Source organism: Bradyrhizobium yuanmingense (assembly GCF_900094575.1).
GTDB classification, from domain to species: Bacteria; Pseudomonadota; Alphaproteobacteria; order Rhizobiales; family Xanthobacteraceae; genus Bradyrhizobium; species Bradyrhizobium yuanmingense.
The window spans coordinates 51,103-74,925 of sequence record NZ_FMAE01000011.1; the positions used below are offsets into that span (position 1 = coordinate 51,103).

The window sequence follows — 23,823 nt, forward strand, 5'->3', positions numbered from 1 at the left end:
TTGGGAAATTTGCCCGAGCTGCAATCCCTAGCGTTCTGCGATTGGCAAGGCACGGCGGCGTTGTTAGGCTGACCTTAGCAAACGTCGGGGGTGATCGCATGCGCCTCGTGCTTCAGCTTGTAGCCCGCCTGCTTCTAATCGTAGCGCTGTGCCTGGGAGCCGCGACCGTATGGGCCACGTTCGATGCCTATCGCAGCGTCGATCGGGCGACGGCGGCGTCGGCGCAGCGGGTCGCGCAGGCGCTTCAGGCGCTGTATTGGCGCGAGCTGTTGTTGCGCAGCAGCAGGGCGCGCGAGCATCTCCTGCCGGTTCCGGAGTGGCGCACGCTGGAGACGATGAAGCTGATCTCGCCCGGCGTCTGCGTCGAGTTCCAGCCGGCCGCGGCCTTCGAGAAGCCGCTCTGCGGCCAGAGCGAGGGGCTGGGCAAGACGCCGCCGCGCTGGTTCGCCGCCATCGTGCCGAGCTTCCTCGGCAGCCACGCCGAGGTGGTGCGGCCCGTCAGTCCCCGCGCCGCAGCCGCCGGCGCCGTCGTTGCGACGCCCCATGCGGCCGCCGCGATCGCGCTCGCCTGGGACTACGTCCTCAACGTCATCGACGTCGCGCTGCTGATGGCGGCGGCGATCGCCCTGCTTGCTTCGCTCGCCATCGCGCACGCGCTGGCGCCGGCGCGCGCGATCGTCACCGCGCTTCAGCGCATGGCGCGCGGCCAATATCGCACCAGGCTGCCGCGCTTCCGCTCGATGGAGCTGGCGATGATCGGCAGCGCCGTCGGCGAGCTCGGCGGCCGGCTGGAGGAAGCGACCGAGCAGCGCGCCGCGCTGACGCGCCGCCTGATCGAGATCCGCGACGACGAGCGCCGCGCGCTCGCCCGCGAGCTGCACGACGAGTTCGGGCAGAATCTGTCCGCCATTCTCGCCTTCGCCAACACGATCGAGACGGCGAGCACGAAGCGGCACAAGGATGATGGGATCGCGCAAGACGCGCGCATGATCTCGCAGGCGACGCACCATCTGATGGCCTCGCTGCGCGACGCGCTGAACCGGCTGCGCAATCCGCTGCCGGAGGAGCTCGGGCTCGAGGCGAGCCTGGTCAATCTCGTCGACAGCTGGCGCTCGCACAGCGCCGCGCGGCCGGCGATCCAGCTCGATCTCAGGGGCGACCTCACCGATATCAGCGGCCCGGCCGCCACCACCGCCTATCGAGTCGCACAGGAATGCCTGACCAACGCGCTGCGCCACAGTGCAGCGCGCGAGATCTCGCTCCGCGTCGAGCGGCGCGCCGGCGAGGACGATGCGCTGCTGATCCGCGTCGAGGACGACGGCGGCGGCGATGCGGAGCGTGTCGCGCAATCGGCCGGCTTCGGCCTCACCGGAATCCGCGAGCGCGTCACGGCCGCCGGCGGATCGCTGTCGATCCTGCCCGCGAACCGCGGCCTCAGCATCGCCGCCACCATTCCGCTCGCTGCATGAGGCCGGAATGAACGAGGTGGCGGCAACAGGCATCTCCGTGCTGCTGGTCGACGACCATCCGATCGTGCGGCAAGGCTATCGGCGCGTGCTGGAGAGCCAGGGCGATTTGCATGTCGTGGCGGAAGCCGACAACGCCGCCGACGCCTACGGCGCGTTCAAGGCGCATGACCCCGACGTGGTCGTGCTCGACATTTCGATGCCCGGCGCGAGCGGGTTGGAGGCGATCCGCAACATCCGCGCCCGCAGCCCGCGGGCCCGCATTCTCGTCTTCACCATGCACAATGAGGCCGTGCTGGTGAAGGCGGCCTTCGGCGCTGGCGCCTCCGGCTTCGTCACCAAGAGCAGCGAGCCGTCCGCGGTCGTGAACGCCATTCGCAGCGTCGCCCGCGGCGAGCGCGCCATGAGCGATGACATCGCACATGTGCTGGCGGAGGACAGCCTGTCGCCGACCGGCTCGGTGCTGGACCAGTTGGGCGAGCGCGAGATCGAGATTTTGCGCCAGTTCGCCGGCGGCGCCACCACCGAAGAGATCGCGGCGCATCTCAATCTCAGCGTCAAGACCGTGCAGAACTATCACTACCTGATCAAGTCGAAGACCGGCGCGCGCACCGATGCGCAGCTGGTGCGGCTCGCCGCGACCTGCGGGCTGACGAGGATCTAGCAGCAAAGCTGCCGCACAGGCTCATCCCTCGCGATCCTCAATCTGCCGAACGAAATTGGAACGGTTCCGATCCGGCTCCGGTTAGTACGGCAGACAAGGAGTAAAGGGTCATGAGTAAGGGTCACCCCAAAGCAGTCGACCATCCCCCCATCATCACAGTAGGCGAGCTCATCGACGAACTTTGCCGTCTGCCGGACACCGCCATCGTCCACTTTCGCTGCCCCATGTTCGATCAGGAGCTGACATTCTACCGGCTTCGAAGGCGATCGAAGGATGCCGTCGAAATCGCGGTCAACGCTTATCCGGATAGTCCGCCGGTCGTGCCATCGTCCGATCCTGCCTTCCACACGCGCAGACATTCGGCATCCGCACCCTTGCCCCGGGACGGCGCCGCTCTCCAGAAAACGCGAGGTTGATTGACAGCACCCAGGGCTGAACGGGTTCTGCGGCCTTAGGCCGCCTTCAGCCCACGCAGCAGCAGCGCCAGCGTCGCATCGAGGCGCGCGGGGAGATCGGCGTCCTTCCACTCCTCGGCATGGGCCGGATGGTGGAAGCGGACGGTCGCATCGAAGATCGCGCGCGCGGTCACCTTGACGTCGCCCACGGCGAACTCGCCCTGCTGCACGCCGTCGGTCAGGATCGCGGCGATCTGGTCGATCATAGTGTCCTTGTGGCACTTGACGGCCGCGCATGCCTCACGCGCCAGAGTCAGATAAGTCTCGAACATTTCAGGATCGTCGAGCACACGCGAACGCTTGGCCGCGAACAGCGTGCGCAGCCAGCGGTCGAGCCTGTCGGGCGCCGATCCCTGCTCCCTGGCGATCGCCAGCAGCGGGGCGTCGATGCGGTCCAACCAGCGCTTGGCAACGGCCTCGCGCAGCGAGGCCTTGCTGGGGAAATGACGGTAGACGCTGCCGTGGCTCACATCGAGCGCACGGGCAACGTCGACCACGGTGGCCTTGGCAAGTCCGTAACGCCTGAGCACGTCCTCGGTGACTTCGAGGATCCGCTCCGGCGTCAAGACAACAGCTTCATTCATGCCAGCACCATGTTCCCGTTCAGGGCTCAGTTTACTCCGGCAGTAGGGCTGCTTCCGAAGCGCCCTGGCCGGTCGTTTCGGAAAGCCTATGCCTTAATGCGGCAGTTTTGCAGCCTGCGCCGCGATCTGGCGCGCCACCAGCAAATTGAGCCAATGCCCAATCACGCCGGTGAAATTGAGGATTTCGGTCGTCATTGTCTAAGTCTCCATTCGTCCGCGGTCCCCGCTCTTCAATCCGCCCTCCGATCCGAGCGTGGCTCGGATGTCGGGCTCCCCGGGGCTTGTCGCGGGACGCCCAATCGGAGCGTCCGAGAACGGATATACACGTCCCGCTGACAGATTTCAATATCTGTCAGTCAATGATCCGTGATTGACAGCTAATATCTGCGGCCAGGCGCCGCCATCCCGGCCGGCCGGTCCGATAGATCCGATAGAAAGGTCGGCGATGCCCTTCTTCCGGGGCCCAGACCGTTTGTTTCGCCCTGCCTGCTCTGTTACATCACGGCGTAAAAAGCATTTTGGCCGGCGCCGCCGTTCTCGGGACCGCCCGCCCACCTTCCTGGAGCCGCCCATGATCCCCCGCTACACCCGCCCGGAAATGGCCTCGATCTGGGAGCCGCAGACCCGGTTCAAGATCTGGTTCGAGATCGAGGCGCATGCGGCGGACGCCCTCGCCGAGCTCGGGACCATCCCCAAGGAGGCCGCCCGGACGGTCTGGGCCAAGGCCAAGGACGCCATCTTCGACGTCGCCCGCATCGACGAGATCGAGCGCGAGACCAAGCACGACGTCATCGCGTTCCTCACCCACCTTGCCGAGATCGTCGGCCCCGAGGCGCGCTTTGTGCACCAGGGCATGACCTCCTCCGACGTGCTCGATACCTGCCTCAACGTCCAGCTCACCCGCGCCGCCGACCTGCTGCTCGCCGACCTCGACAAGGTGCTGGCCGCGCTGAAGAAGCGCGCCTTCGAGCACAAGATGACGCCGACCATCGGCCGCAGCCACGGCATCCATGCCGAGCCCGTGACCTTCGGCCTCAAGCTCGCTTATGCCTATGCCGAATTCACGCGTGCCAAGGACCGTCTGATCGCGGCGCGCAAGGAGGTCGCGACCTGCGCGATCTCCGGAGCCGTCGGCACCTTCGCGCAGATCGATCCGCGCGTCGAAGAGCATGTCGCCAAGGCCATGGGACTCGTGCCGGAGCCGATCTCGACCCAGGTGATCCCGCGCGACCGTCACGCGATGTATTTCTCGACCCTCGGCGTGATCGCCTCCTCGATCGAGCGCATCGCCGTGGAGATCCGCCACATGCAGCGCACCGAGGTGCTGGAGGCCGAAGAGTTCTTCTCGGAGGGACAAAAGGGCTCGTCCGCCATGCCACACAAGCGCAACCCGGTGCTGTCGGAGAACCTCACCGGCCTCTCCCGCATGGTGCGCGCCTATGTGACGCCGGCACTGGAGAACGTCGTGCTCTGGCACGAGCGCGACATCTCGCACTCCTCGGCCGAACGCATGATGGGCCCGGACGCCACCGTGACGCTCGACTTCGCGCTGGTGCGCCTCGCCGGCCTGATCGACAAGCTGCTGGTCTATCCCGCCAACATGCAGAAGAATCTCGACCGCCTCGGCGGCCTCGTGCATTCGCAGCGCGTGCTGCTAGCACTGACCCAGAAGGGCGCCAGCCGCGAGGATGCCTACAAGCTCGTGCAGCGCAATGCCATGCCGGTCTGGCGCGGCGAAGGCGACTTCCTTCAGCTGCTGAAGAAGGACAGTGAGGTGAAGACATATCTCACCGACGCCGAGATCGAGGAGCAGTTCGACCTCGGCTATCACCTCAAGCACGTCGACACGATCTTCAGGCGCGTGTTCGGGGAAGCGTAGGATCGTAGGGTGGGTTAGCCTTGCGGCCTGCGCGAAGCGCAGTCCGCTGGGCGTAACCCACCTCTTTCGCTCCCACGGAAACCGTGGTGGGTTACGCCTAGTGGATGCGCTTGCGCATCCACGGGGCTAACCCACCCTACAAACGACAACCAGAAAACGGATTCCCTCATGCCCATCGTCAATCGCGTCGCCGCCCTCTCCGACGAAATGGCCGCCTGGCGCCATGACTTCCACGAGAACCCCGAGCTGCTCTACGAAGTCCACCGCACCGCCGGCATCGTCGCCGATCGCTTGCGCGAATTCGGCTGCGACGAGGTGGTGACGGGCATCGGCCGCACCGGCGTGGTCGGCGTGATCCGCGGCCGCAAGTCGGCCTCCGGCAAGACCATCGGCCTGCGCGCCGACATGGACGCGCTGCCGATCATGGAGACGTCGGGCGTGTCTTATGCCTCGAAGGTCCCCGGCAAGATGCACGCCTGCGGCCATGACGGCCACACCGCGATGCTGCTGGGCGCGGCCAAATATCTCGCCGAGACGCGCAATTTCGACGGCACGGCCGTGATGATCTTCCAGCCCGCCGAGGAAGGCGGTGGCGGCGGCAAGGCGATGGTCGAGGACGGACTGATGACGCGCTGGAACATCCAGGAGGTCTACGGCATGCACAACATGCCGAACCTGCCCGAGGGCCATTTCGCCACCACGCCGGGTGCGATGCTCGCCTCCTCCGACAACATCCAGATCACGGTCCGCGGCAAGGGTGGCCACGCCGGCGCCGGTCCGCACAAGTCGGTCGACAGCGTGCTGATCGGCTCCCAGATCGTCAACGCCCTGCAATCGATCGTGGCGCGCAACGTCGATCCGTTGAAGTCCGCTGTCATCTCGATCACGCAATTCCACTCCGGCACCGCCTTCAACATCATCCCGGAGGTCGCCGAGCTCGCCGGCACCGTGCGCACGCTCGACCCCGAAGTGCGCGATCTCGTCGAACGCCGCATCGGCGAAGTCGCCGACAGCATCGCCCGCGCCTATGGTGGCTCGGCCGAAACGAAATACACGCGGATGTATCCGGTGACGATGAACCATGCCCGCGAGGCCGCACTCGCCGCCGACGTCGCGCGCGACATCGTCGGCACTGAGCGCGTCAACGACAAGTTCGTCCCGATGATGGGCGCCGAGGACTTTTCGTTCATGCTGGAAGCACGCCCCGGCGCGATGGTGCTGGTCGGCATGGGCGACGGCAACGAGTGTCACCACCCGGCTTACGTTTTCAACGACAACATTCTGGGTCACGGCGCCTCGTTCTGGGCGCGGCTGGTGGAAACACGAATGCCTGCGGGGTAGCAGGCGGGCAATCACCAGCTCAGTTGCAGACTTCGACCATGCTGGTGCCGCCGCCGGCCGTTTGGCCGGCAGTCCTATTGCCCCACGTCTCGAGCCGACAACCCTGCCGGACCGGCCGGCACCCTGCACTGTTGCAAAAGACCTGACCGGTCGCCTGCGGTTTTGACGGCGCGGACTCGCTTGCCTTCCGCTCATCGTCTCGCGGTCTGGAATTCTCGCGCGTCGCAACCGGCTTCTTCTCCTGCACCTTTTCGCATTCGTTATCGTCGTTGACACGATAACCGGCCCGGCAGGTGATCTTCACGCATTGGTCGCCGTCGGCCTTGAATCCGAAATTGCACACCAGCGGACAAACCCGTCCCGGCTTGGCCTTCAAAGCATCGAGTGCGTCGACGCTGGCCAGCTTCACGTCGAACTTGGTGCCGGAATATTTGTTGAACAGCGTCAGCGAGCGCTGCGCGGCCGAGCTCCACTCGCTTTCCGCAGACGAGGTCAGGCAACCGACGCGGCGCAATTCGCTCTGCACGGATTTCGTGAGTTCGGCCGGGGATAAGGTCGTCTTCGGCCCGGGCCCGGGCGCGAGCGCGGCCACTTTCTGGTTCTCGACCTCGGGCATCTGCCGATCGGCGGCCGGCTTTGCAGCCTGCTCCGCTTTCTCTGCCGCCTGCTTGGCCGCCAACTCGGCCTTGGCCTTCTCTGCCGCCTGTTTCTCGGCCAGCGCTTTCGCGGCCGCCGCCTCGGCGGCCTTGCGCTGCTGCTCGGCCGCTTCCGCCCTGGCCTGTTCGATCTGCTTTTGCTTCTCCGCAGCGATCCGCGCCTCTTCAGCGGCTTTGGCCGCAGCAGCCGCCTTCTCCTGCTCGGCTTTCTGGGCGCGCTCGGCGATCAGCCTTGCCTTTTCCTGCTCGGCCGCCCTGGCCTTTTGCTCGGCAGCCAGACGCGTCTCTTCGGCACCGATCTTGTTCAACTGCCCCTTGGCGAGGCTGGCATAGAAGCCGTCCGGATAGGTCGCCAAAAAAGCTTCCCAGGCATCGCGCGTCGCAAGCTGGAGCGCGAGCTCGTAGTCCCTGCGAACCGCGTCCTGGGGATTTGCCTGCGGACCGGTTGCGGCCGGCTTCATTACGAGCGGCACGTCGTCGCCGCCGAGCGAGCCATAGACATAAGGCTCCTGCTTGTAGCCGGTGGTCTTGAGTACGTCGTCGCGCACGAAGCCGAACGCCTTGCGCAGATCGAGGCCCGGCTTCGGCAGGTGCTCGACCAGCGCGGCAGCAAACGGACTGTTGCGAGAATCGCCGTCGGATGCGGTCGAGCCGGCCTTCGCGGCGAAGGCGATCATCGTGTTCGGGCTGGTTGGCTCGACCTTAGCGAGGCCGCGTCCGATCGCCCGCGAGGCCAGCGTGCGCTTCATCGTCTTCGCAAAGGGGTTGTCGCGGCAGGCATCGAGGATGATCAGGCGCAGCTGCTTGGCCGGCTCGACCGCGAACAATGCGCGCTCGACAGGAATGGTTTCGTCGAGAACGTCGCCATCCGTCTCCAGCGTCGCGTCGGTCGGAATGAGATAATTGTTGCCGTCGAGCTCGATGCCGTGGCCGGCATAGTAGATCACCGCCATATCCGCATCGCGTGACCTGCCGGCGAACTCGCGCAACATGCGCCGCATCTCGCTCGCACTGAGATCCAGCCTGACATCGACGGAATCGAAGCCGGCCTTCTTGAACATGCCGCCGATCAGCGTGGCATCGTTCGCGGGATTGGTGAGCTTGGGCGCGCTCTTGTAGGCGGAATTGCCGATGACGAGCGCGACCCGCCGATCGGCGTGTGCCGATCCGCAGGCCAGCAAGGTCGCAAAAATCAATAAACCAAATAGCCGAAACGGAATCACTGCAGCCCCCTCGGATGCAATTCCCTGAGACTATTCGGAGCGTCGACGAAAGCCAAATTTTTCTATGTGAGGCCCATCACATAAACTCCTCGATCGCGGCTTATAGCTAATGCAGCCAGCCGTCGCCCCGCAGGCGCGGACCTACGCCTGCACCACCTCGTGGCGCATCACGAAGGGTGCGAGCAGTGCGTGCACCTCCCCCTCCACCGCTTCGCGCTGCCCAGCCGGCAGGCCCGTCAGCGTCACGGTCGCGATCGAGCCGTGGCTGCCGTGCGGACCGACCTTCACCTTGCAATCGATGCCGCGCTCGACCAGCGGCGCCAGCACCTTGGTGAACACGCGCGCGGCCGCGTCCCAGCGCAGCTGCGGCTTGAACACCTTGCCGACGCCCGTCACCGGCATTGGATCGATCGGGATGACCTGCACAGGAACGGCGGCGCGCTCCGGCGTGCGCTCGCGCACCCAGGCTTCCAGCTCGCCCGGCTCAACCTTTGCGCCGGGCTTCAACTGCACGTAGCCTACCGGCAATTCGCCGGCATAGGCGTCGGGCTGGCCGACCACCGCGGCGAAGCCGACGGCGGGATGGCGGAACATGATCTCCTCGATCGGCGCCGGATCGATGTTGTGGCCGCCGCGGATCACGAGATCCTTGGCGCGGCCGGTGATCCACAGATAGCCGTCGGCATCGAGCCGCCCGAGATCGCCGGAATTGACCCAGACCCCGTCGATGAAGGCACCCTTGTTGTGCTCGTCGTTGAGATAGCCGCCGAACACGCCGGGCCCGGCCATGATGACGACACCAATCTCGTCCGGCTTGCAGTCGCGGATCAGGCGGCCGTCGGCGTCGAGCTGCACGATGCGCACGCGCGCATAGGGCATGGGAAGGCCAACCGAGCCGAGCCGGATCGGCCGGCCCGGATAAGCGAGCGTGTGCACGCTCGAGGTCTCGGTCATGCCGTAGACCTCGACCACCGGCAGCTTCAGCGTCTCCTGAATCGCCGAGCCGACCGCGACCGGAATCGCCGAGCCGCCGCCGGCCGCATATTTCAGGCTCGAGATATCCGCATTCCCCGGCGGCACCGCGAGCGTCGCGGCGAGCACGGTCGGCACGCTCGACAGCGCTTCGGGCTTGAAGCGCTCGACGAGCTGCCAGATGTTCTTCACCGCATTCGGGTTGCGCCAGCCGCTCGGCGACAGCACGACCAGCGAGCCCCCGCCCGACAGCGTCGTCAGCACCTGGGTCAGCGATCCACCGACGTGAAACAGCGGCATGCCGAACAGCAGGTTGGCGCCGGGCTTGCCCTTCAACAGCAGATTGAGTGCCCAGGCCTGATAGACCTGGTTGGCATGGGTATGCCGCACCAGCTTGGGCGTACCCGTGGTGCCGCCGGTGTGGAAATAGGCTGCGATGTCGCTGCCGCGAATCTTGCGCCCGCTGACCAGCCGATCCGACGGCTGCTGCTTGATCAGGTCGCTGAAGGCGAAGATGCCATTGGCCGGATCGCCGCCGCCGAACACCTGCACGATGGCTTTCAGATGCTTCAGATGCGGGCGGATCTGCTCGACCTTCTGCCAGATGTCGGTGCCCGGCATCGGCCCGAGCGCCACCAGGATCTTGGTGTTCGCAGCTTCCAGGATTTCGGCGAGCTGGTGCGGCTCGAGCAGCGGATTGACGGGATTGGCGATGCCGGCGGCCTCGGCGCCGAACAGAGTGACGAACGCATCCGGCACCAAGGGCAGCATGAAGCTGATGACGTCGCCCTTCTCGGCGCCGAGCGCGTGAAACATGTTGGCGGCCTGGGTGACGCGCGCGATGAAATCGCGGTGCGTGACGACCAGCGGCGCGTCGGCGGGATCGGCATTTTGCAGGAACTGGATCGCCGCCCCGTCGGGATTGCGCTCGGCACCAAGCCTAATGGCGTCATAGGTGCTCTCGGCCGTGACGCGGTCGGCGTAGGGGACCTGCTCGAACGCCCGGACCTCCTCGTCCGTCAACAGTTCCGGATAGTCGTTGCCGATCAACCGATCGAGCGCGTGGATGCCCGCCATGAATTCCGTCCTCCCTCAGATGCATGTCCCCGCCGCCGTATCTTTTGACAGTTTGGTTCGGCGAGGTCTCGGCCGTGTTCGGCCGAGCCGGACCAGAATGATGGATGATTTCCCGTTCGTCCATTGCCTACCGGCTGCGCCACTTGAACCTCTGCGCCTGATCGAGGGACCAAGAACTGCCACTGAATTCACTCGCCAGCGCCCTGCCGCAAGACTCGAGGTCATCATGACGACGCCCCTGCGGAACCGGATCGCACGGCTGGTCGCTGCGTTCACAATGGTATCCGCGATCGCCCTGCCCGGTGCCGCGCTTGCCGACAGCCAGCTCGACAAGGTGCGGGTCAAGGTCGCCGCCTTCATCGCCGACAAGATGGAGAAGCTGGGCGGATCGCGGATCGTCTACAGGGTCGACACCGATGCCTTGCGGGAGGCGGTCGTCACGGATTTGCGCGACGACGTCTACAAGATTCTGCGCGAGGGCCGCATCGCGTTCTCCGGACTTGCGATCCGCGACGGCGGCGTCGACGTGAAGATCGCTGACGGCAAAGGCCGCGAACAGCTCACGCGCAGGCTCGTCGCGGCGGCGGAGGGGTTGCCGACACACGCGCTCAACGTCACCGACGCCGGCGACGGGCTGCTCAGGCTCGCGCCGACCGATGCCGCATCAGCCGCGCGGCTGCGCGATCTCGTCGAAGATTCCATCGCCATGATCGAGCAGCGCCTCAAGGACGCCGGCGTCAAGCTCGCCAGCGTCCAGCCCGAGGGAATGGACCGTATCCGCATCTTCCTGCCCGGATTGATGGAGCCCGAGCAAATCACCGCGATCTTCGCCAGGAAGGTCAAGGTCGGCTTCCGCCTGATCGACCTCTCGATGTCCGCAGAGCAGGCGCAATCGGGCACACCGCCGGCGGGCACGGAAGTCCTGCTCGGCTTCAAGGACAAGCTTCCTTATCTCGTCGCCAAGGACAGCGCCTTCGAGGGCGACGAGATCAGCTATGCCGGCCCGGGATTGACCGGCGACAGCAAGGAGCCGATCGCATCGTTCCGCTTCAACGGCCGCGGCACGCGGCGCTTCGCCCATATCACGGCAGAGAATGTCGGAAAGCCTTTTGCCATCGTGCTCGACGACAAGGTGATCTCCGCGCCCGTGATCCGCGAGCCCATCACCGGCGGCTCCGGCCAGATTTCCGGCAATTTCACCCTGGAAGAGGCCAACAGCGTCGCCATGCTGCTGCGCGCCGGCTCGCTGCCGGGGCGGCTCGGCCTCGTCGAGCAGCGGGTCGTGCAACCCGCCGCCAAGCCGTAAACGAAGGTCGCTTCGGGCCCGTCAGCGACGCTCAAGCCCGCACGGCTGGCCCGAATCACGGGCCTGCGCGGCCGGACGCGCAACCAACGGGCAATTGCCGAAACGCCCGATCAGGCTAAAATTTGCCCCTTGCGGCACGATGGCCGGAAGCGTCATTCAAGCGGTCGTCATTCGATTTCGGCTATACGGGTGCCGACCAGGACTGAATGCCTTACGTGGGGTTAGTACCATGCCGTCCGGCAGCGCAGACGTTTCGTCGATCCTCGACCGCATCCTCGAAGCGGCCACGGACAACCTCAGGATCGCGAAAATCCTGGTCCAGATGGGGCTCGATCCCGACAGCGTCACCTACGAGGCGATCTTCAACCGGCTCCTGGAGATCTTCGTCCACAACATCACGCTCGCCAATCTGTTCGCCGTGGTCGGGGCGGTCTTCTTCGTCGCCACCCTCTTGATGCGGACAATGGTGCCGCTGCGCGTCGCCAACATGATCGGCTGCGCGTTCTTCGCTCTCTTCGGCGCGCTCTCCGCCAACGTCGCGACGTTCCTGCTCTATCTCCTGATGCTTCCGATCAACGCGCTGCGCCTGCGGCAGATGCTGAAGCTGGTCAAGAAGGCGCGCCATGCGGCCGAAGGGGACATGTCGATCGAATGGCTCAAGCCATTCATGACCGAGCGCAGATACCGGCGCGGCGACATCCTCTTCAAGATGCGTGACCCAGCCAACGAAATGTTCCTCACCGTCACCGGCAAGTTCCTGGTCAAGGAGATCAACGTCGAGATCGGGCCCGGGGCGCTGATGGGCGAGCTCGGCTTCCTCACGCCGGACAACCGGCGCACGGGGACGGTCGAATGCATCGAGGACGGCCAGGTGCTGACCATCACCTATGACCGGCTGCTCGAGATCTACTTCCAGGATCCGCAATTCGGCTATTACTTCCTGGTGCTGACCAGCCAGCGCCTGTTGCAGAACATCGATCGCCTGCAGAAGCAGCTGGCAACCGAGCGCGGGACCACCACCAACAGGATCGCGTGAGCGCCGCGCGGCCGATCTGACGCCGGGGATGATGACGCAGCGCGTCCGTGACACGAGACGCCCCCCGGTCTTTGCGGGATCGCCGCAAAATCGCCCTAAAAACCGAATGGTAACCATGCCGGGCTAGGGTGGCGACGTGACCAATTCTCCGACGATCCTGGTGTTCGATTCCGGCCTTGGCGGGCTCACGGTGCTCCGCGAGGTCGTGGCGGCGCGGCCCGACGCGCATTACGTCTACGTCGCCGACGACGCCTTCTTCCCCTATGGCCACCACAGCGAGGACGAGATCATCGCCCGCGTCGTGCCGCTGATGGGGGAGCTGATCGGCCGGCATAGTCCAGACCTCGTCGTCATCGCCTGCAACACGGCGTCCACCCTGGTCCTGTCTCACTTGCGCGCCGCCTATTCCGTAGCCTTCGTCGGCACGGTGCCGGCGATCAAGCCGGCCTGTGCGCAGTCCAGGACCCGCCGCGTTTCGGTGCTCGGCACCAAGGGCACGGTGAAGCGCGAGTACACCAAGGCGCTGATCCGCGATTTCGCACAAGGATGCGAGGTGACGCTGGTCGGCTCGCCCGAGCTCGCTTCGCTGGCCGAAGCCGCGCTCGGCGGTAGCCCGATCAGCGACGAAGCCATCCTCGCCGAGCTCGCTCCCTGCTTCGTCGGCGACGCCTCGGATGCGAGCGCGCGCACCGACACTGTGGTGCTCGCCTGCACGCACTACCCGCTTCTGCTGGACCGGATGAAGAAGCTCGCGCCCTGGCCGGTCGACTGGATCGATCCGGCGCCCGCGATCGCCCGTCGCGTCTCCGACCTGCTCGGCCCGCCGACCGGCGGCATCGCGCAGTCCGGCGCCGAGATGATTTTTACATCGAACCGCGTGCATGGTCTCAGCGCCACGCTGACGCCGTTCTTCGGCGGACGCGCGGTGGCCTGAGCTTGCGCACTGGCGGCGCGCTGCTAGGCTTTGCCGTCGCCATCGTCCCGCAGGATTTTCCATGTCGGTCCCCGCAAAGCCGCTGAACCGCCTCCGCCAGCTCTGGCGCGAGGGTCGCCCCGCCTTCGGTGCGATCGCGACCATCCCGAGCGTGCAGATGGTGCAGATCATGGCGCGCTCGCTCGACTGGATCATCGTCGATCTCGAGCACGGCCCGATCGGATTGACCGAAGCCCACGCGATGATCGCCGCGACCACGGGCACGCCGTGCACGCCTCTGGTGCGGATCGCCGCCAACGAGCCGTGGCTGGCGAAAGCGCCGATGGACATCGGTGCCTTCGGCATCAACTTCCCGATGATCACGAGCCGCGCGGATGCCGAGAAAGCGGTGCGCAGCGTGCGCTACCCGCCGCACGGCGATCGGCTCTGGGGCCCCTTCCACGCGCCGTTCCGCTGGGGCCAGTCGATGCCTGATTACATGGCCTCTGCCGACGACGAGATGATCTGCATGATCACGATCGAGCACGTCGACGCGGTCGATCGCATCGACGAGATCATGGCAACGCCCGGTATCGACGTCGCGGTCATCGGTCCCGGCGATCTCGCCACCTCCATCAACAAGCGCGGCCGGATGGATGATCCGCAATTGCTGGACCTGATCGCGCGCGCCGAGGCGGGCATCCTCAAGAGCGGGGTGCCGATCGGCGGGGTGGCGCGCACCGCCGATCAGGCCAATGCGCTGATCGACCGCGGCTACCGCGCGATTGCGCTGGGCTTCGACTGGTCGCTGTTCCAGCGCGGCATCATGGCGGCCTACGAGGGGGTCAGGCGCTGATCGGGCCGATCGACGCATGACCGACCGACGCGACCAAGAGCGCCTGATCGAGATATAAATCATTGAAAATGGATGATTTTTTGGTCTAAAGGGGGTCCATCTTTGGCGCTGCCCGGTGCGGCGAACCGACCGGCCCCAAGCGGGTTGGTTCGTGCTAGAGCGAGCAGGCGGGCCCCGCTCGTTGCACATATTTTGATCTTTTGATTTGGAACCGGAGGCCTATGCGCGGGACGCCCAAGACCATTTCGCTGCGTCGTCGTGTGATCTGCGACCTCATGCACGCCTCGAAGGGCGTACCTTTCGTTTCATTGGCCCGTTCGCTCAATATCCGCCCCCTGCTGGAGGCCCGCGCGGACGCGGCCGCGCCCGCCGGCTGGGCCGCGATGTTCGTCAAGGCTTTCGCCCTGGTTGCAAAGGACGAGCCGATCCTGCGCACCCTTTACGTCAAATGGCCCTGGCCGGCTCTGTATGAGCTTCCAAAGAGCGTGGCGACGGTCGCGATCGCGCGGGTCGAGGATGGCGAGGAATGCGTGCTGCTGCAGCGAATCGCGGGTCCCGAGGCTCTTTCGCTGGCAGAAGTCGATGCGGAAATCCGACGCGGCAAGACGGCCCCGATCGAGGATGTTCCGATGTACCGCAAGATCATGCGGGCGACCCGCCTGCCGTTGCCATTGCGGCGCCTGTCCTTGGCCATCGGTCTGAATTTCGGCCGTCAGCGCGGTAACTGGTTCGGCAGCTTTGCGGTAAGCTCGGTCGCCGCCTACGGCGGCGGCGAGCTCCACCCGATCACGCCGGGCCCCTTTGTCCTGAGCTATGGGCTGGTCGAGCCAGATCAGACCATCCATGTCGTGATCCGCTGGGACCACCGCGTCACCGACGCCGCCCCGATCGCGCGGGTCCTGACCCGGCTGGAACAGGTCCTGAACACTGAAATTGCTGCCGAATTGCGGGCGGCGGGGTCAAAGCCGGTCCGGGCGGTCAGGACATAAGAATACCGTCGTCGCAGGTCCCGGAATGACAGGCTAAAGAATTGACAGCCAACCCCAAACTCCCCTAAAAGCCGCCTGCTCGCGGGCCGATTTCGGCCCGCGAAGCGTTTCGCGACCCGTGGTCCTCTCCCTTAAGCTTTGGGGATCGGACCTGTCGGTGCCGGGATCATCCCGTCACACAGGAGGGCGCGTTTCCTCAAACCATGACCTGAAGAGGACGCGATGACTAAGCGCAGTGAGGCGAAGTACAAGATCGATCGCCGTATGGGCCAGAACATCTGGGGCCGCCCGAAGAGTCCCGTCAACCGCCGCGAATACGGCCCCGGCCAGCATGGCCAGCGCCGCAAGGGCAAGCTCTCCGACTTCGGCGTGCAGCTGCGCGCCAAGCAGAAGCTGAAGGGCTATTACGCCAACATCTCCGAGCGTCAGTTCCACGGCATCTATGTCGAGGCCAGCCGCCTCAAGGGTGACACCGGCGAGAACCTGATCGGCCTGCTGGAGCGTCGTCTCGACGCGGTCGTGTACCGCGCCAAGTTCGTCTCTACGATCTTCGCCGCACGCCAGTTCATCAACCACGGCCACATCAAGGTGAACGGCCGCAAGGTCAACATTTCGAGCTATCAGCTCAAGGTCGGCGACGTGGTCGAGGTCAAGGAAGCCTCCAAGCAGCTCGCCCACGTGCTCGAAGCCAGCCAGCTTCCCGAGCGCGAGGTCCCCGACTATCTCGAAGTCGACCACGGCAAGATGACCGCGAAGTACGCCCGCATCCCCGGCCTCTCCGACGTGCCGTTCCCGGTGCAGATGGAGCCGCATCTGGTCGTCGAATTCTATTCGCGCTGATAAGTTTCGGCAGATCGACATTCAAAAGGCTCCGGTTCTCCGGGGCCTTTTTGTTTGGTAGCATGTCATCGATGTCTCGCGCGGCCGACCAGTTCGCCAACACTCTGCCTTCTGCAACGCCGACTGAAGCGGCGCTTCGCGCGTGGGAGGCCCTCTCCCGCGCCGAGCAGATCTGCCGATATCAGGGGCTGTTCGCTCTGCCCGATTGCAATGTCTTCACAGCAGACACGCCAGACGACATCCTCCTTGCCGCGCGACAGCGCGTCGCTCAACGTTCTCGTGGCTAGTACAGGTCATCGGGGCACGCACGCAATACGTCGCAATTGTTCGACTAGAGATGAGACACGCCATGCTCTACACCCCTCCCCCCGTCGATCCCAAGGCGCCGCCGGTGCGCATCAATCTGCTCTCGGACACGCAGACCAAGCCGACGGCAGGGATGCGGGAGGCGATGGCGCGGGCGGAAGTCGGCGACGAACAGGTCGGCGACGATCCGACCGTGAACGCGCTGTGCGAGCGCGTGGCCGATCTGCTCGGCAAGGAAGCTGCGGTCTACATGCCCTCGGGCACGATGTGCAACGTCACCGCGACGCTGGTGCATTGCCGCCCCGGCGACGAGATCCTCGCCCATGAGACCGCGCATATCATCGCGCGCGAAGGCGGCGCGCATGCCGCAATCGGCGGTTTCCAGGTCACCCAGCTCAAGGGCCCCGATGGCCAGTTCACGCCGGAGACCCTTCGCAAGGCGCTGCATCCGCGCACGCGGTACCAGCCGCCGCAGACCGTCGTCAGCGTCGAGCAGACCGCCAATATCGGCGGCGGCACGATCTGGAAGAAGGCGGTGCTCGACGAGATCGTCGCGATCGCCAGGCAGCACGACCTCGTCACCCATATGGACGGCGCGCGCCTGCTCAACGCCACGGTCGCGAGCGGCATCTCGCCACGCGACATGACCGCGGGCTGGGACTCGGCCTGGATCGACTTCTCCAAGGGCCTGGGCGCACCGATCGGCGGCGTGCTCGCAGGCTCGCGCGCCTTCATCGACGCGGTCTGGCAGTGGAAGCAGCGGCTCGGCGGCTCGATGCGGCAGGCCGGCATCTGCGCCGCAGCGTGCATCTATGCTCTCGACCACCACGTCGAGCGCCTGGCCGACGACCACGCCAATGCGCGCGCGCTCGCCCGCGGCCTGTCGCAGATCTCGGGCATGGAGGTGCAGGAGCCCGAGACCAATCTCGTGTTCTTCAAGCCCGACGGCGCCGGCATTCCCGGCGACAAGATGGTCTCGGCCCTCCGTCAGCGCGGCGTGACGCTCGCGATGATGGACGGCCGCATCCGCGCCTGCACCCATCTGGACGTCAATGCGAGCCAGATCGAGGAGACGATCGGGTACGTGCGCGAGATCGTGCGCGGGGCGTAAAGCTCAGCCCCGTAGCCCGGATGGAGCGCAGCGAAATCCGGGATCTATCCACGCGGTGAGGACGTCCCGGATTGCGCTTCGCTCCATCCGGCTACGCAAAGGGGGAGAGGTCTCACCGCCCCATCGCCTGATAGATCAGCGTCTTCAGCTCGAGCTGGATCCGGCCGCGCTGCGAGGGGGTCTGCACCATGAAGATTCCGAACAGGTCGTCTTCGGGATCGATGAAGAAGAAGGTGCCGCCAACGCCGTCCCAGCGATATTCGCCAAGCGGCCAGTTCGTGCCCGGCGGCACTGCGGTACGTACGGCGAAGCCGAGGCCGTAGCCGCTGGTCTCACCCGGATAGTAGTGCTTGTCGCGCTCGACGCGGGTTTCGGGACCGATATGATCCCTCGCCATCAAGGCGATGGTTTCCCGCTTCAGATAACGTCGACCTTCAAGCGTGCCGCCGTTGAGCAGCATTTGCGAGAAGCGGGCATAATCGCCGACCGTGCCGACGAGGCCGCCGCCGCCCGACTCCCATCGCAGCGGTTTCCTGATATCGCGAACCTGCGTGATCGGGCTGATCGCCCGATCCTGCGGCATCGGCTCGGCGATACGCGGCCATTGGGCGGGATCGGCGACGTAGAACGCCGTGTCCTTCATCCCGAGTGGATCGAGCAGCCGCGTCTTCGCGAACTCGAGCAGCGATGTCTCCGAGATCAGCTCGATGATGCGTCCGAGCACGTCCGTGGAGTGACCGTAGTCCCAGATCGCTCCGGGCTGTTCGGCGAGCGGCAGCGCGGTGATCTTCGCGACCAGTTCGGCGTTGGTCGAATTCCTGTCGAACAGTCCGGCGTCGGCATAGAGCTTGTTCACCAGGTCCCCGCCATAATAGCCGTAAGGGATCCCGGCGGTATGCCGCATCAAATCCTCGATCGTCACCGGACGTTTGAGCGGCTCCAGCTCCAGCGAGACCTTGTTGTCTTCGGCCTTCTTCTCGACGCCGACCTTCATGCCGGCAAAGGCCGGAATGTATTTCGAGACGGGATCGCCGAGCGCAAGCCTACCCTCCTCGACCAGCATCATCGCCAGGACCGAGGTGATCGGCTTGGACATCGAATAGAGGCGGAAGATCGTGTCCGCGCTCATCGAAAGTTGGGTCGCGACGTCGCGGACGCCGAAATTCTCGCAGTAGACCGGCTTGCCGTGTTGCTGGAGCAGCAGAATCGCCCCCGGAAATTTGCCGGTCGCGATCTCGTTCCTGATGTAGTCGGAGACTTTTGCCAGGCCTTCGGGCGTGAATCTGTGCGCGCGGCCCTCCGAGCCCGCCCGCGCACTTACGGCGCCGAACAAAAGAACGAGCGCCGCGAACAGCGCGCGGCGCCCGTTCATGTCACTTCTCCATGGCTTCATAAACCAGCTGCTTCAATGTCCGCTGCACGCGCTGGCGCTCGCTCGGGGTCTGCTGCAGCACCAGGAAGAACATGTCCTGCTTGCGATCAACCACCAAATAGCAACCGCTGGCGCCGTCCCATTTCAATTCCCCGAGATCGCCGGGCGGCGGAGGTTTGGCATTACCGGGATCGGTGCGCACGGCAAACCCAAGTCCCATGCCAAAACCGTCACCGGGAAAATAGAAGTAGTCCCGCTCAACGCCGGAGTCCTTGCCTGCATGGTCCGATGCCATTAGCTCAAACGTCTGCGGGCTGAGATAGGTCTTGCCCTCGAACGTTCCTCCATTGACCAGCATCTGCGCAAAGCGGGAAAAGTCCGCCATAGTCGAAACCATGCCGCCGCTGGCGGATTCCCACTTCTGGCGAACCTCAGTCCTGTACTCGCGGCCGACCCGGAAATTGCTGTCGTTCGGCAGCGGCTGGGCGAGCCGTTTCAGTCTCTCCGGTTCGGTGACGAAGAAGCCTGTATCGGTCATACCGAGCGGATCGAGCAGCTTTTCCTTCTCGAGTTCGAACAATGTCTTTCCGGACACGATTTCCATGATCCGCGCCAGAATGTCAGTGGAATGGCCGTACTGCCAGAGTGCGCCGGGTTGATTGTGCAGCGGCAGCTTGGCGATCCGCTCGGCGAACTCGGCGAGATCGAATTCGCCCGCGTAGATGCTAGCGTCGCGATAGGCCTTGCGAACCAGACTATCGCCGTAGAAACCGTAGGTTATCCCGGAGGTATGGCGCATCAGATCGAGAATGGTAATGGGCCGGGCCAGTGGTACCAGCTCGAGCGTCTTGGTGCCGTCCTCGGCCTTCTTCTCCTCACCGACCTTCACATTTGCAAAGGAGGGAATGTATTTCGAAACGGGATCGTCGAGCTTGATCTTTCCGTCTTGGATCAGTTGCATCGCCACAACGGAGGTGATCACCTTGGTTAGCGACGACAGGCGGAAGATGGTCTTGTCCGTGATCGGAGCCTTGCTGACCACGTCCTGCACGCCGAAGACTTCGTGATAGACCGGCTTGCCATGCTGCTGGATCAGCACGTTTGCACCGGCGATCTTGCCGGTCGCGACCTCGTTCTTGAAGAAGTCGGTGATCCTGCCGAGCTTCTCCTGATTGAAATGCGCGCCGGCCGGAATCTCGTAAGTGCCCTCCGCGTGCGCCGGCGACATCGCGGCAAGCGACACCAACACGCCGCAGGCGAGCGCACGCAGTCCAAATTGTGAAATCATATCCCCTCCCCGGAACATGGCGCTTCGGAGTGTACCGACCGCGTCATCAGGCACAAGGGCTGCCGTACCGCGCCAAGACATCCGAATGGAGGGCGGCGCTTGCCTCCGAGAAACAACAAAATATGGCGTGCGCAACCAGCGGCGCAGCAGGCAGGGCTTCGATGGCGGCATGGACCGCGATCTTTGCCGCCTGGTCGGCAGGAAAACGATATACGCCGGTCGAGATCGCGGAGAACGCCAGCGAAGTCAGCCCATTGGCCTGGGAGAGCTCCAGCGCACGGCGGTAACAGGAACGAAGCGCCGCCGCCTCGCCGCGAGTGCCGCCGTGCCAGACCGGACCGACGGCATGGATCACGTATCGGGCGGGCAGACGATAGCCCTTCGTGATCTTGGCATCGCCGGTCGGGCATCCCCCGAGCGTCTGACATTCGGCGAGAAGCTCGGGACCAGCGGCGTCATGGATCGCGCCATCCACGCCGCCCCCGCCAAGGAGCGACGTGTTCGCGGCGTTGACGATGGCGTCAACGCCGAGTGTGGTGATATCGGCGACGATGACCTCGAGCTCCGCGCCGCCAATCCGGCGCGTCAGCACGGTCACGTGTCAGGCCGCGACGACGACGCCCTTCTCGGAGAAGAGCTGCTGCAATTCGCCGGCCTGGAACATCTCGCGGACGATGTCGCAGCCGCCGATGAACTCGCCCTTCACATAGAGCTGCGGAATGGTCGGCCAGTTCGAATATTCCTTGATGCCGTTGCGCAGCTCGGCGGATTCGAGAACGTTGAGGCCCTTATAGCCGACACCGATATGGTCGAGGATCTGGACCACCTGGCCGGAGAAACCGCACTGCGGAAATTGCGGCGTCCCCTTCATGAACAGAACCACGTCGTTCGACTTCACTTCATTGTCGATGAATTCCGCGATGCTCATATCCGTGTCCTTCTGGGGCAGAGCCCTCACCAATTGCTTCGGGCCGGCTCAGCCGATTTAACCCGATACCTGCCCATATATGTAGCCCAAACCGTTGTGCATCCAAAGTAAAATGGCGGCGACGGGTCCCCGGCGGCCGGATTGGCCCCAGCCGGGTCCATAGGCTGATGACATCAATATCATCGCCGCAGAGGACTTTCATACCGTAACGGAGCCCCTATCTAGGACGAACCCTGTTCATGGAACCGGGTCGTGCGAACAACGTTCTCTTGTCCTGTCTGGAGAAAAACGTGACGAAACAAGCCTCAGCCACGGCCTCCCTGCGTTCGTCACCGTCCTCCCGCGAGGACGACCTCGCCCAGCGGCTGGAAGCGGCGTTCTCGACTGTCCGCAATGAGACCGAACGCCGGGCCGCACCGCTGTCGCCCGAGGACCAGCAGATCCAGTCCATGCCGGATGCCAGCCCGACCAAATGGCACCGGGCCCATACGACCTGGTTCTGGGAGCAATTCCTGCTCGGCGAGCATGCTGCGGGCTACCGGCCCTTCCACCCCGATTTCGCGTTCCTGTTCAATTCCTACTACGTCAGCGCCGGCCCGCGACATGCTCGCAATCATCGCGGCGACATCACCCGCCCCAGCGCCGACGAGGTCGGCGCCTATCGCAAATACGTCGATACGGCCGTCAGCAAATTCTTCCGCGAGGCGGGCGCGGACAAGCTCCGCGCAATCGCGCCGCTGGTCGAGGTCGGGCTCAATCACGAGCAGCAGCATCAGGAGCTGATGTTCACCGACATCCTGCATGCCTTTGCGCAGAACCCGATCTATCCGGCGTATGACCCGGCCTGGCGCTTCCCGGCCGCAACAGGCGGCGGCGATGACTGGCTGACGCTGAACGAAGGCATCCACACCGTCGGCCATGTCGACGACGGCTTTCATTTCGACAACGAGAAGCCGGCGCACCGCGCCCTGGTCGGTCCGGTCAGGATCGCCCGCAATCTGGTCACCAATGCCGAATGGCTCGCCTTCATGCAGGACGGCGGCTACCGGACCGCAACCCTGTGGCTGATGGACGGCTTTGCCGCGGCCAGCAAGGAAGATTGGCAAGCCCCCGGCTATTGGCGCGAGGTCGATGGCGCATGGCAGGTCATGACGCTCGCCGGCCTCAAGCCGGTCGATCCGGACGCGCCGGTCTGCCACATCAGCTATTACGAAGCGGATGCGTTCGCGCGCTGGTCCGGAAAACACCTGCCGACCGAGATGGAATGGGAGGTCGCGGCCCGCGCTGGCCAGCTCAACGACGCCTTCGGCCTCGTCTGGCAATGGACCCGCAGCTCCTACGCGCCCTACCCCGGCTATCGCGCCGTCGAAGGCGCGCTCGGCGAGTACAACGGCAAGTTCATGGTCAACCAGCTGGTGCTGCGCGGCTCCTCGCTTGCAACTCCGCAGGGCCACAGTCGTACCACCTATCGCAACTTCTTCTATCCGCACCACCGCTGGCAGTTCACCGGGCTGCGGCTTGCCGATTACGACTAAGTATTCCGACGACAGATGCGCGCCGGACAGCGCGTTCAGGAGAGTATCATGAATGTGCACGCCAGCGCTTTGGCCGAGGCCCATCTTCCCGACGAGCAGACCACCGCTTTCGCCCGTGAGGCCATCGAGGACCTCTCGCAGCAGCCGAAAAAGCTGTCGCCGAAATATTTCTATGACGCGACCGGATCGGAGCTGTTCGAGGCGATCACCAAGCTGCCGGAATATTATCCGACGCGCACCGAGCTATCGATCCTGAAGGAGCGCGGAAGCGAGATCGCAAGCATCATCCCGGAGCACGCCGCGCTGGTCGAGTTCGGCGCCGGCGCGACCACGAAGGTGCGCCTGCTGCTCGATCATTGCAAATTCGCAGCCTATGTCCCCGTCGACATCTCCGGCGACTTCCTGAAGGCACAGGCGAGCGGCCTGAAGCGGGATTTCCCGGCGCTCGGCATCTATCCGGTGGCGGCCGATTTCACGACGCCGTTCGAGCTGCCCAAGCAGGTTGCATCCATGCCGAAGGTCGGCTTCTTCCCCGGCTCCACCATCGGCAATTTCGAGCCGCAGGAAGCGCAGGCCTTCCTGAAAAGCGCGCGCAAGATCCTCGGCAAGGGCGCGCAGATGATCATCGGCGCCGATCTCGAGAAGGACGAGCGGATCCTCTTCGACGCCTATAACGATGCGGCCGGCGTCACCGCGCGCTTCAACCTCAATGTGCTGGTGCGCATCAACCGCGAGCTCGGCGGCAATTTCGACCTGTCCGCCTTCACCCATCGCGCGATCTACAACCGCGAGCGGCACCGCATCGAGATGCACCTGATCAGCAGGAAGAGCCAGACCGTGCGCCTGCTGGGCACCAGCTTCTCGTTCCGCCCGGGCGAAAGCATCCACACAGAGAACAGCTACAAATACAGCATCGCGCGTTTTGCCGCGCTGGCCCAGGGCGCGGGCTGGCAGGTCCGCGAGAGCTGGACGGATGCGGCGAAGATGTTCTCGGTGCACGCGCTGGAGGTCGCGGAGTAAGGCCGG

At 64.8% G+C, this 23,823-nt stretch carries 21 protein-coding genes; 14 read left to right on the forward strand and 7 right to left on the reverse strand.

The genetic code is table 11. The features are described from left to right. The first annotated feature begins 98 nt into the window (after positions 1-98). From GA0061099_RS32420 to GA0061099_RS32430, 3 genes are all read left to right on the forward strand, one after another. The gene (locus tag GA0061099_RS32420) at positions 99-1,469 is read left to right on the forward strand and encodes a sensor histidine kinase (RefSeq protein WP_036027819.1); all 1,371 of its coding nucleotides are present in this window, start codon (positions 99-101) and stop codon (positions 1,467-1,469) included. Between the two features lie 7 nt (positions 1,470-1,476). After that, entirely contained in the window at positions 1,477-2,130 is a 654-nt protein-coding gene (locus tag GA0061099_RS32425; RefSeq protein WP_036027820.1) for a response regulator, read from the forward strand. Between the two features lie 110 nt (positions 2,131-2,240). Further along, complete coding sequence (locus tag GA0061099_RS32430; RefSeq protein WP_074448241.1) at positions 2,241-2,546, forward strand: hypothetical protein; 306 nt, start codon at positions 2,241-2,243, stop codon at positions 2,544-2,546. A gap of 35 nt (positions 2,547-2,581) precedes the next feature. Here the strand turns inward: GA0061099_RS32430 and GA0061099_RS32435 are convergent, their stop codons facing one another. Beyond that, the gene (locus GA0061099_RS32435) at positions 2,582-3,169 is read right to left on the reverse strand and encodes a TetR/AcrR family transcriptional regulator (protein WP_036012895.1); all 588 of its coding nucleotides are present in this window, start codon (positions 3,167-3,169) and stop codon (positions 2,582-2,584) included. Positions 3,170-3,740: 571 nt separating this feature from the next. On the opposite strand from GA0061099_RS32435, the gene purB reads away from it, so the two are divergent. Beyond that, a complete protein-coding gene (gene purB, locus GA0061099_RS32440) occupies positions 3,741-5,048 on the forward strand; it encodes an adenylosuccinate lyase (RefSeq protein WP_036027821.1) in 1,308 nt (435 codons plus the stop codon). Between the two features lie 168 nt (positions 5,049-5,216). Beyond that, entirely contained in the window at positions 5,217-6,389 is a 1,173-nt protein-coding gene (locus GA0061099_RS32445) for a M20 aminoacylase family protein (RefSeq protein WP_036012899.1), read from the forward strand. A gap of 19 nt (positions 6,390-6,408) precedes the next feature. Here GA0061099_RS32445 and GA0061099_RS32450 read toward each other — a convergent pair whose 3' ends face one another. After that, positions 6,409-8,241: a caspase family protein gene (locus tag GA0061099_RS32450; protein ID WP_244429363.1), complete on the reverse strand. Its 1,833-nt coding sequence runs from the start codon at positions 8,239-8,241 to the stop codon at positions 6,409-6,411. Between the two features lie 168 nt (positions 8,242-8,409). Continuing rightward, positions 8,410-10,317 (reverse strand): acyl-CoA synthetase, encoded by a 1,908-nt coding sequence (locus GA0061099_RS32455; RefSeq protein WP_036027822.1) that lies wholly within the window; start codon positions 10,315-10,317, stop codon positions 8,410-8,412. A gap of 226 nt (positions 10,318-10,543) precedes the next feature. Here GA0061099_RS32455 and GA0061099_RS32460 point away from each other — a divergent pair, with 226 nt between their 5' ends. The 7 genes from GA0061099_RS32460 (at position 10,544) to GA0061099_RS32495 (ending at position 17,674) form a co-directional block, all read left to right on the forward strand. Continuing rightward, positions 10,544-11,623 carry a SecDF P1 head subdomain-containing protein gene (locus GA0061099_RS32460; protein WP_036027823.1) on the forward strand — a complete coding sequence of 360 codons (1,080 nt, stop codon included), beginning with the start codon at positions 10,544-10,546 and terminating at the stop codon, positions 11,621-11,623. Between the two features lie 229 nt (positions 11,624-11,852). Continuing rightward, entirely contained in the window at positions 11,853-12,659 is an 807-nt protein-coding gene (locus GA0061099_RS32465; protein ID WP_036012905.1) for a Crp/Fnr family transcriptional regulator, read from the forward strand. A 136-nt stretch (positions 12,660-12,795) separates the two neighbouring features. After that, positions 12,796-13,593, forward strand: a complete 798-nt coding sequence (gene murI / locus GA0061099_RS32470) for a glutamate racemase (RefSeq protein ID WP_036027824.1) — start codon at positions 12,796-12,798, stop codon at positions 13,591-13,593. Positions 13,594-13,654: 61 nt separating this feature from the next. After that, a complete protein-coding gene (locus tag GA0061099_RS32475) occupies positions 13,655-14,428 on the forward strand; it encodes an HpcH/HpaI aldolase family protein (RefSeq protein WP_036027825.1) in 774 nt (257 codons plus the stop codon). A gap of 221 nt (positions 14,429-14,649) precedes the next feature. Continuing rightward, the gene (locus tag GA0061099_RS32480; RefSeq protein ID WP_036012914.1) at positions 14,650-15,417 is read left to right on the forward strand and encodes an acyltransferase; all 768 of its coding nucleotides are present in this window, start codon (positions 14,650-14,652) and stop codon (positions 15,415-15,417) included. A 222-nt stretch (positions 15,418-15,639) separates the two neighbouring features. Then, positions 15,640-16,257: a 30S ribosomal protein S4 gene (rpsD, locus tag GA0061099_RS32485; protein WP_036012915.1), complete on the forward strand. Its 618-nt coding sequence runs from the start codon at positions 15,640-15,642 to the stop codon at positions 16,255-16,257. Positions 16,258-16,606: 349 nt separating this feature from the next. Continuing rightward, positions 16,607-17,674 carry a threonine aldolase family protein gene (locus tag GA0061099_RS32495; RefSeq protein ID WP_036027826.1) on the forward strand — a complete coding sequence of 356 codons (1,068 nt, stop codon included), beginning with the start codon at positions 16,607-16,609 and terminating at the stop codon, positions 17,672-17,674. A gap of 112 nt (positions 17,675-17,786) precedes the next feature. On the opposite strand, the gene GA0061099_RS32500 is transcribed toward GA0061099_RS32495, so the two are convergent. The 4 genes from GA0061099_RS32500 to grxD are packed head-to-tail and all read right to left on the reverse strand — an operon-like array spanning position 17,787 to position 21,262. After that, positions 17,787-19,046, reverse strand: coding sequence for a serine hydrolase domain-containing protein (locus GA0061099_RS32500; RefSeq protein ID WP_036027827.1), 1,260 nt, complete (start codon positions 19,044-19,046; stop codon positions 17,787-17,789). 1 nt (position 19,047) lies between these two features. Continuing rightward, the gene (locus tag GA0061099_RS32505; RefSeq protein ID WP_074448243.1) at positions 19,048-20,334 is read right to left on the reverse strand and encodes a serine hydrolase domain-containing protein; all 1,287 of its coding nucleotides are present in this window, start codon (positions 20,332-20,334) and stop codon (positions 19,048-19,050) included. A 46-nt stretch (positions 20,335-20,380) separates the two neighbouring features. Beyond that, positions 20,381-20,932, reverse strand: coding sequence for an O-acetyl-ADP-ribose deacetylase (locus tag GA0061099_RS32510; RefSeq protein WP_036027831.1), 552 nt, complete (start codon positions 20,930-20,932; stop codon positions 20,381-20,383). A 3-nt stretch (positions 20,933-20,935) separates the two neighbouring features. Continuing rightward, on the reverse strand, positions 20,936-21,262 hold the full coding sequence (gene grxD / locus GA0061099_RS32515) for a Grx4 family monothiol glutaredoxin (RefSeq protein ID WP_018647423.1): 327 nt from the start codon (positions 21,260-21,262) through the stop codon (positions 20,936-20,938). Positions 21,263-21,501: 239 nt separating this feature from the next. Between grxD and egtB the strand changes: the two genes are divergently transcribed. Further along, positions 21,502-22,797, forward strand: a complete 1,296-nt coding sequence (gene egtB / locus GA0061099_RS32520; RefSeq protein ID WP_036027832.1) for an ergothioneine biosynthesis protein EgtB — start codon at positions 21,502-21,504, stop codon at positions 22,795-22,797. A gap of 48 nt (positions 22,798-22,845) precedes the next feature. Continuing rightward, entirely contained in the window at positions 22,846-23,817 is a 972-nt protein-coding gene (gene egtD, locus GA0061099_RS32525; protein ID WP_074448252.1) for an L-histidine N(alpha)-methyltransferase, read from the forward strand. The last annotated feature ends 6 nt before the right edge of the window (positions 23,818-23,823 follow it).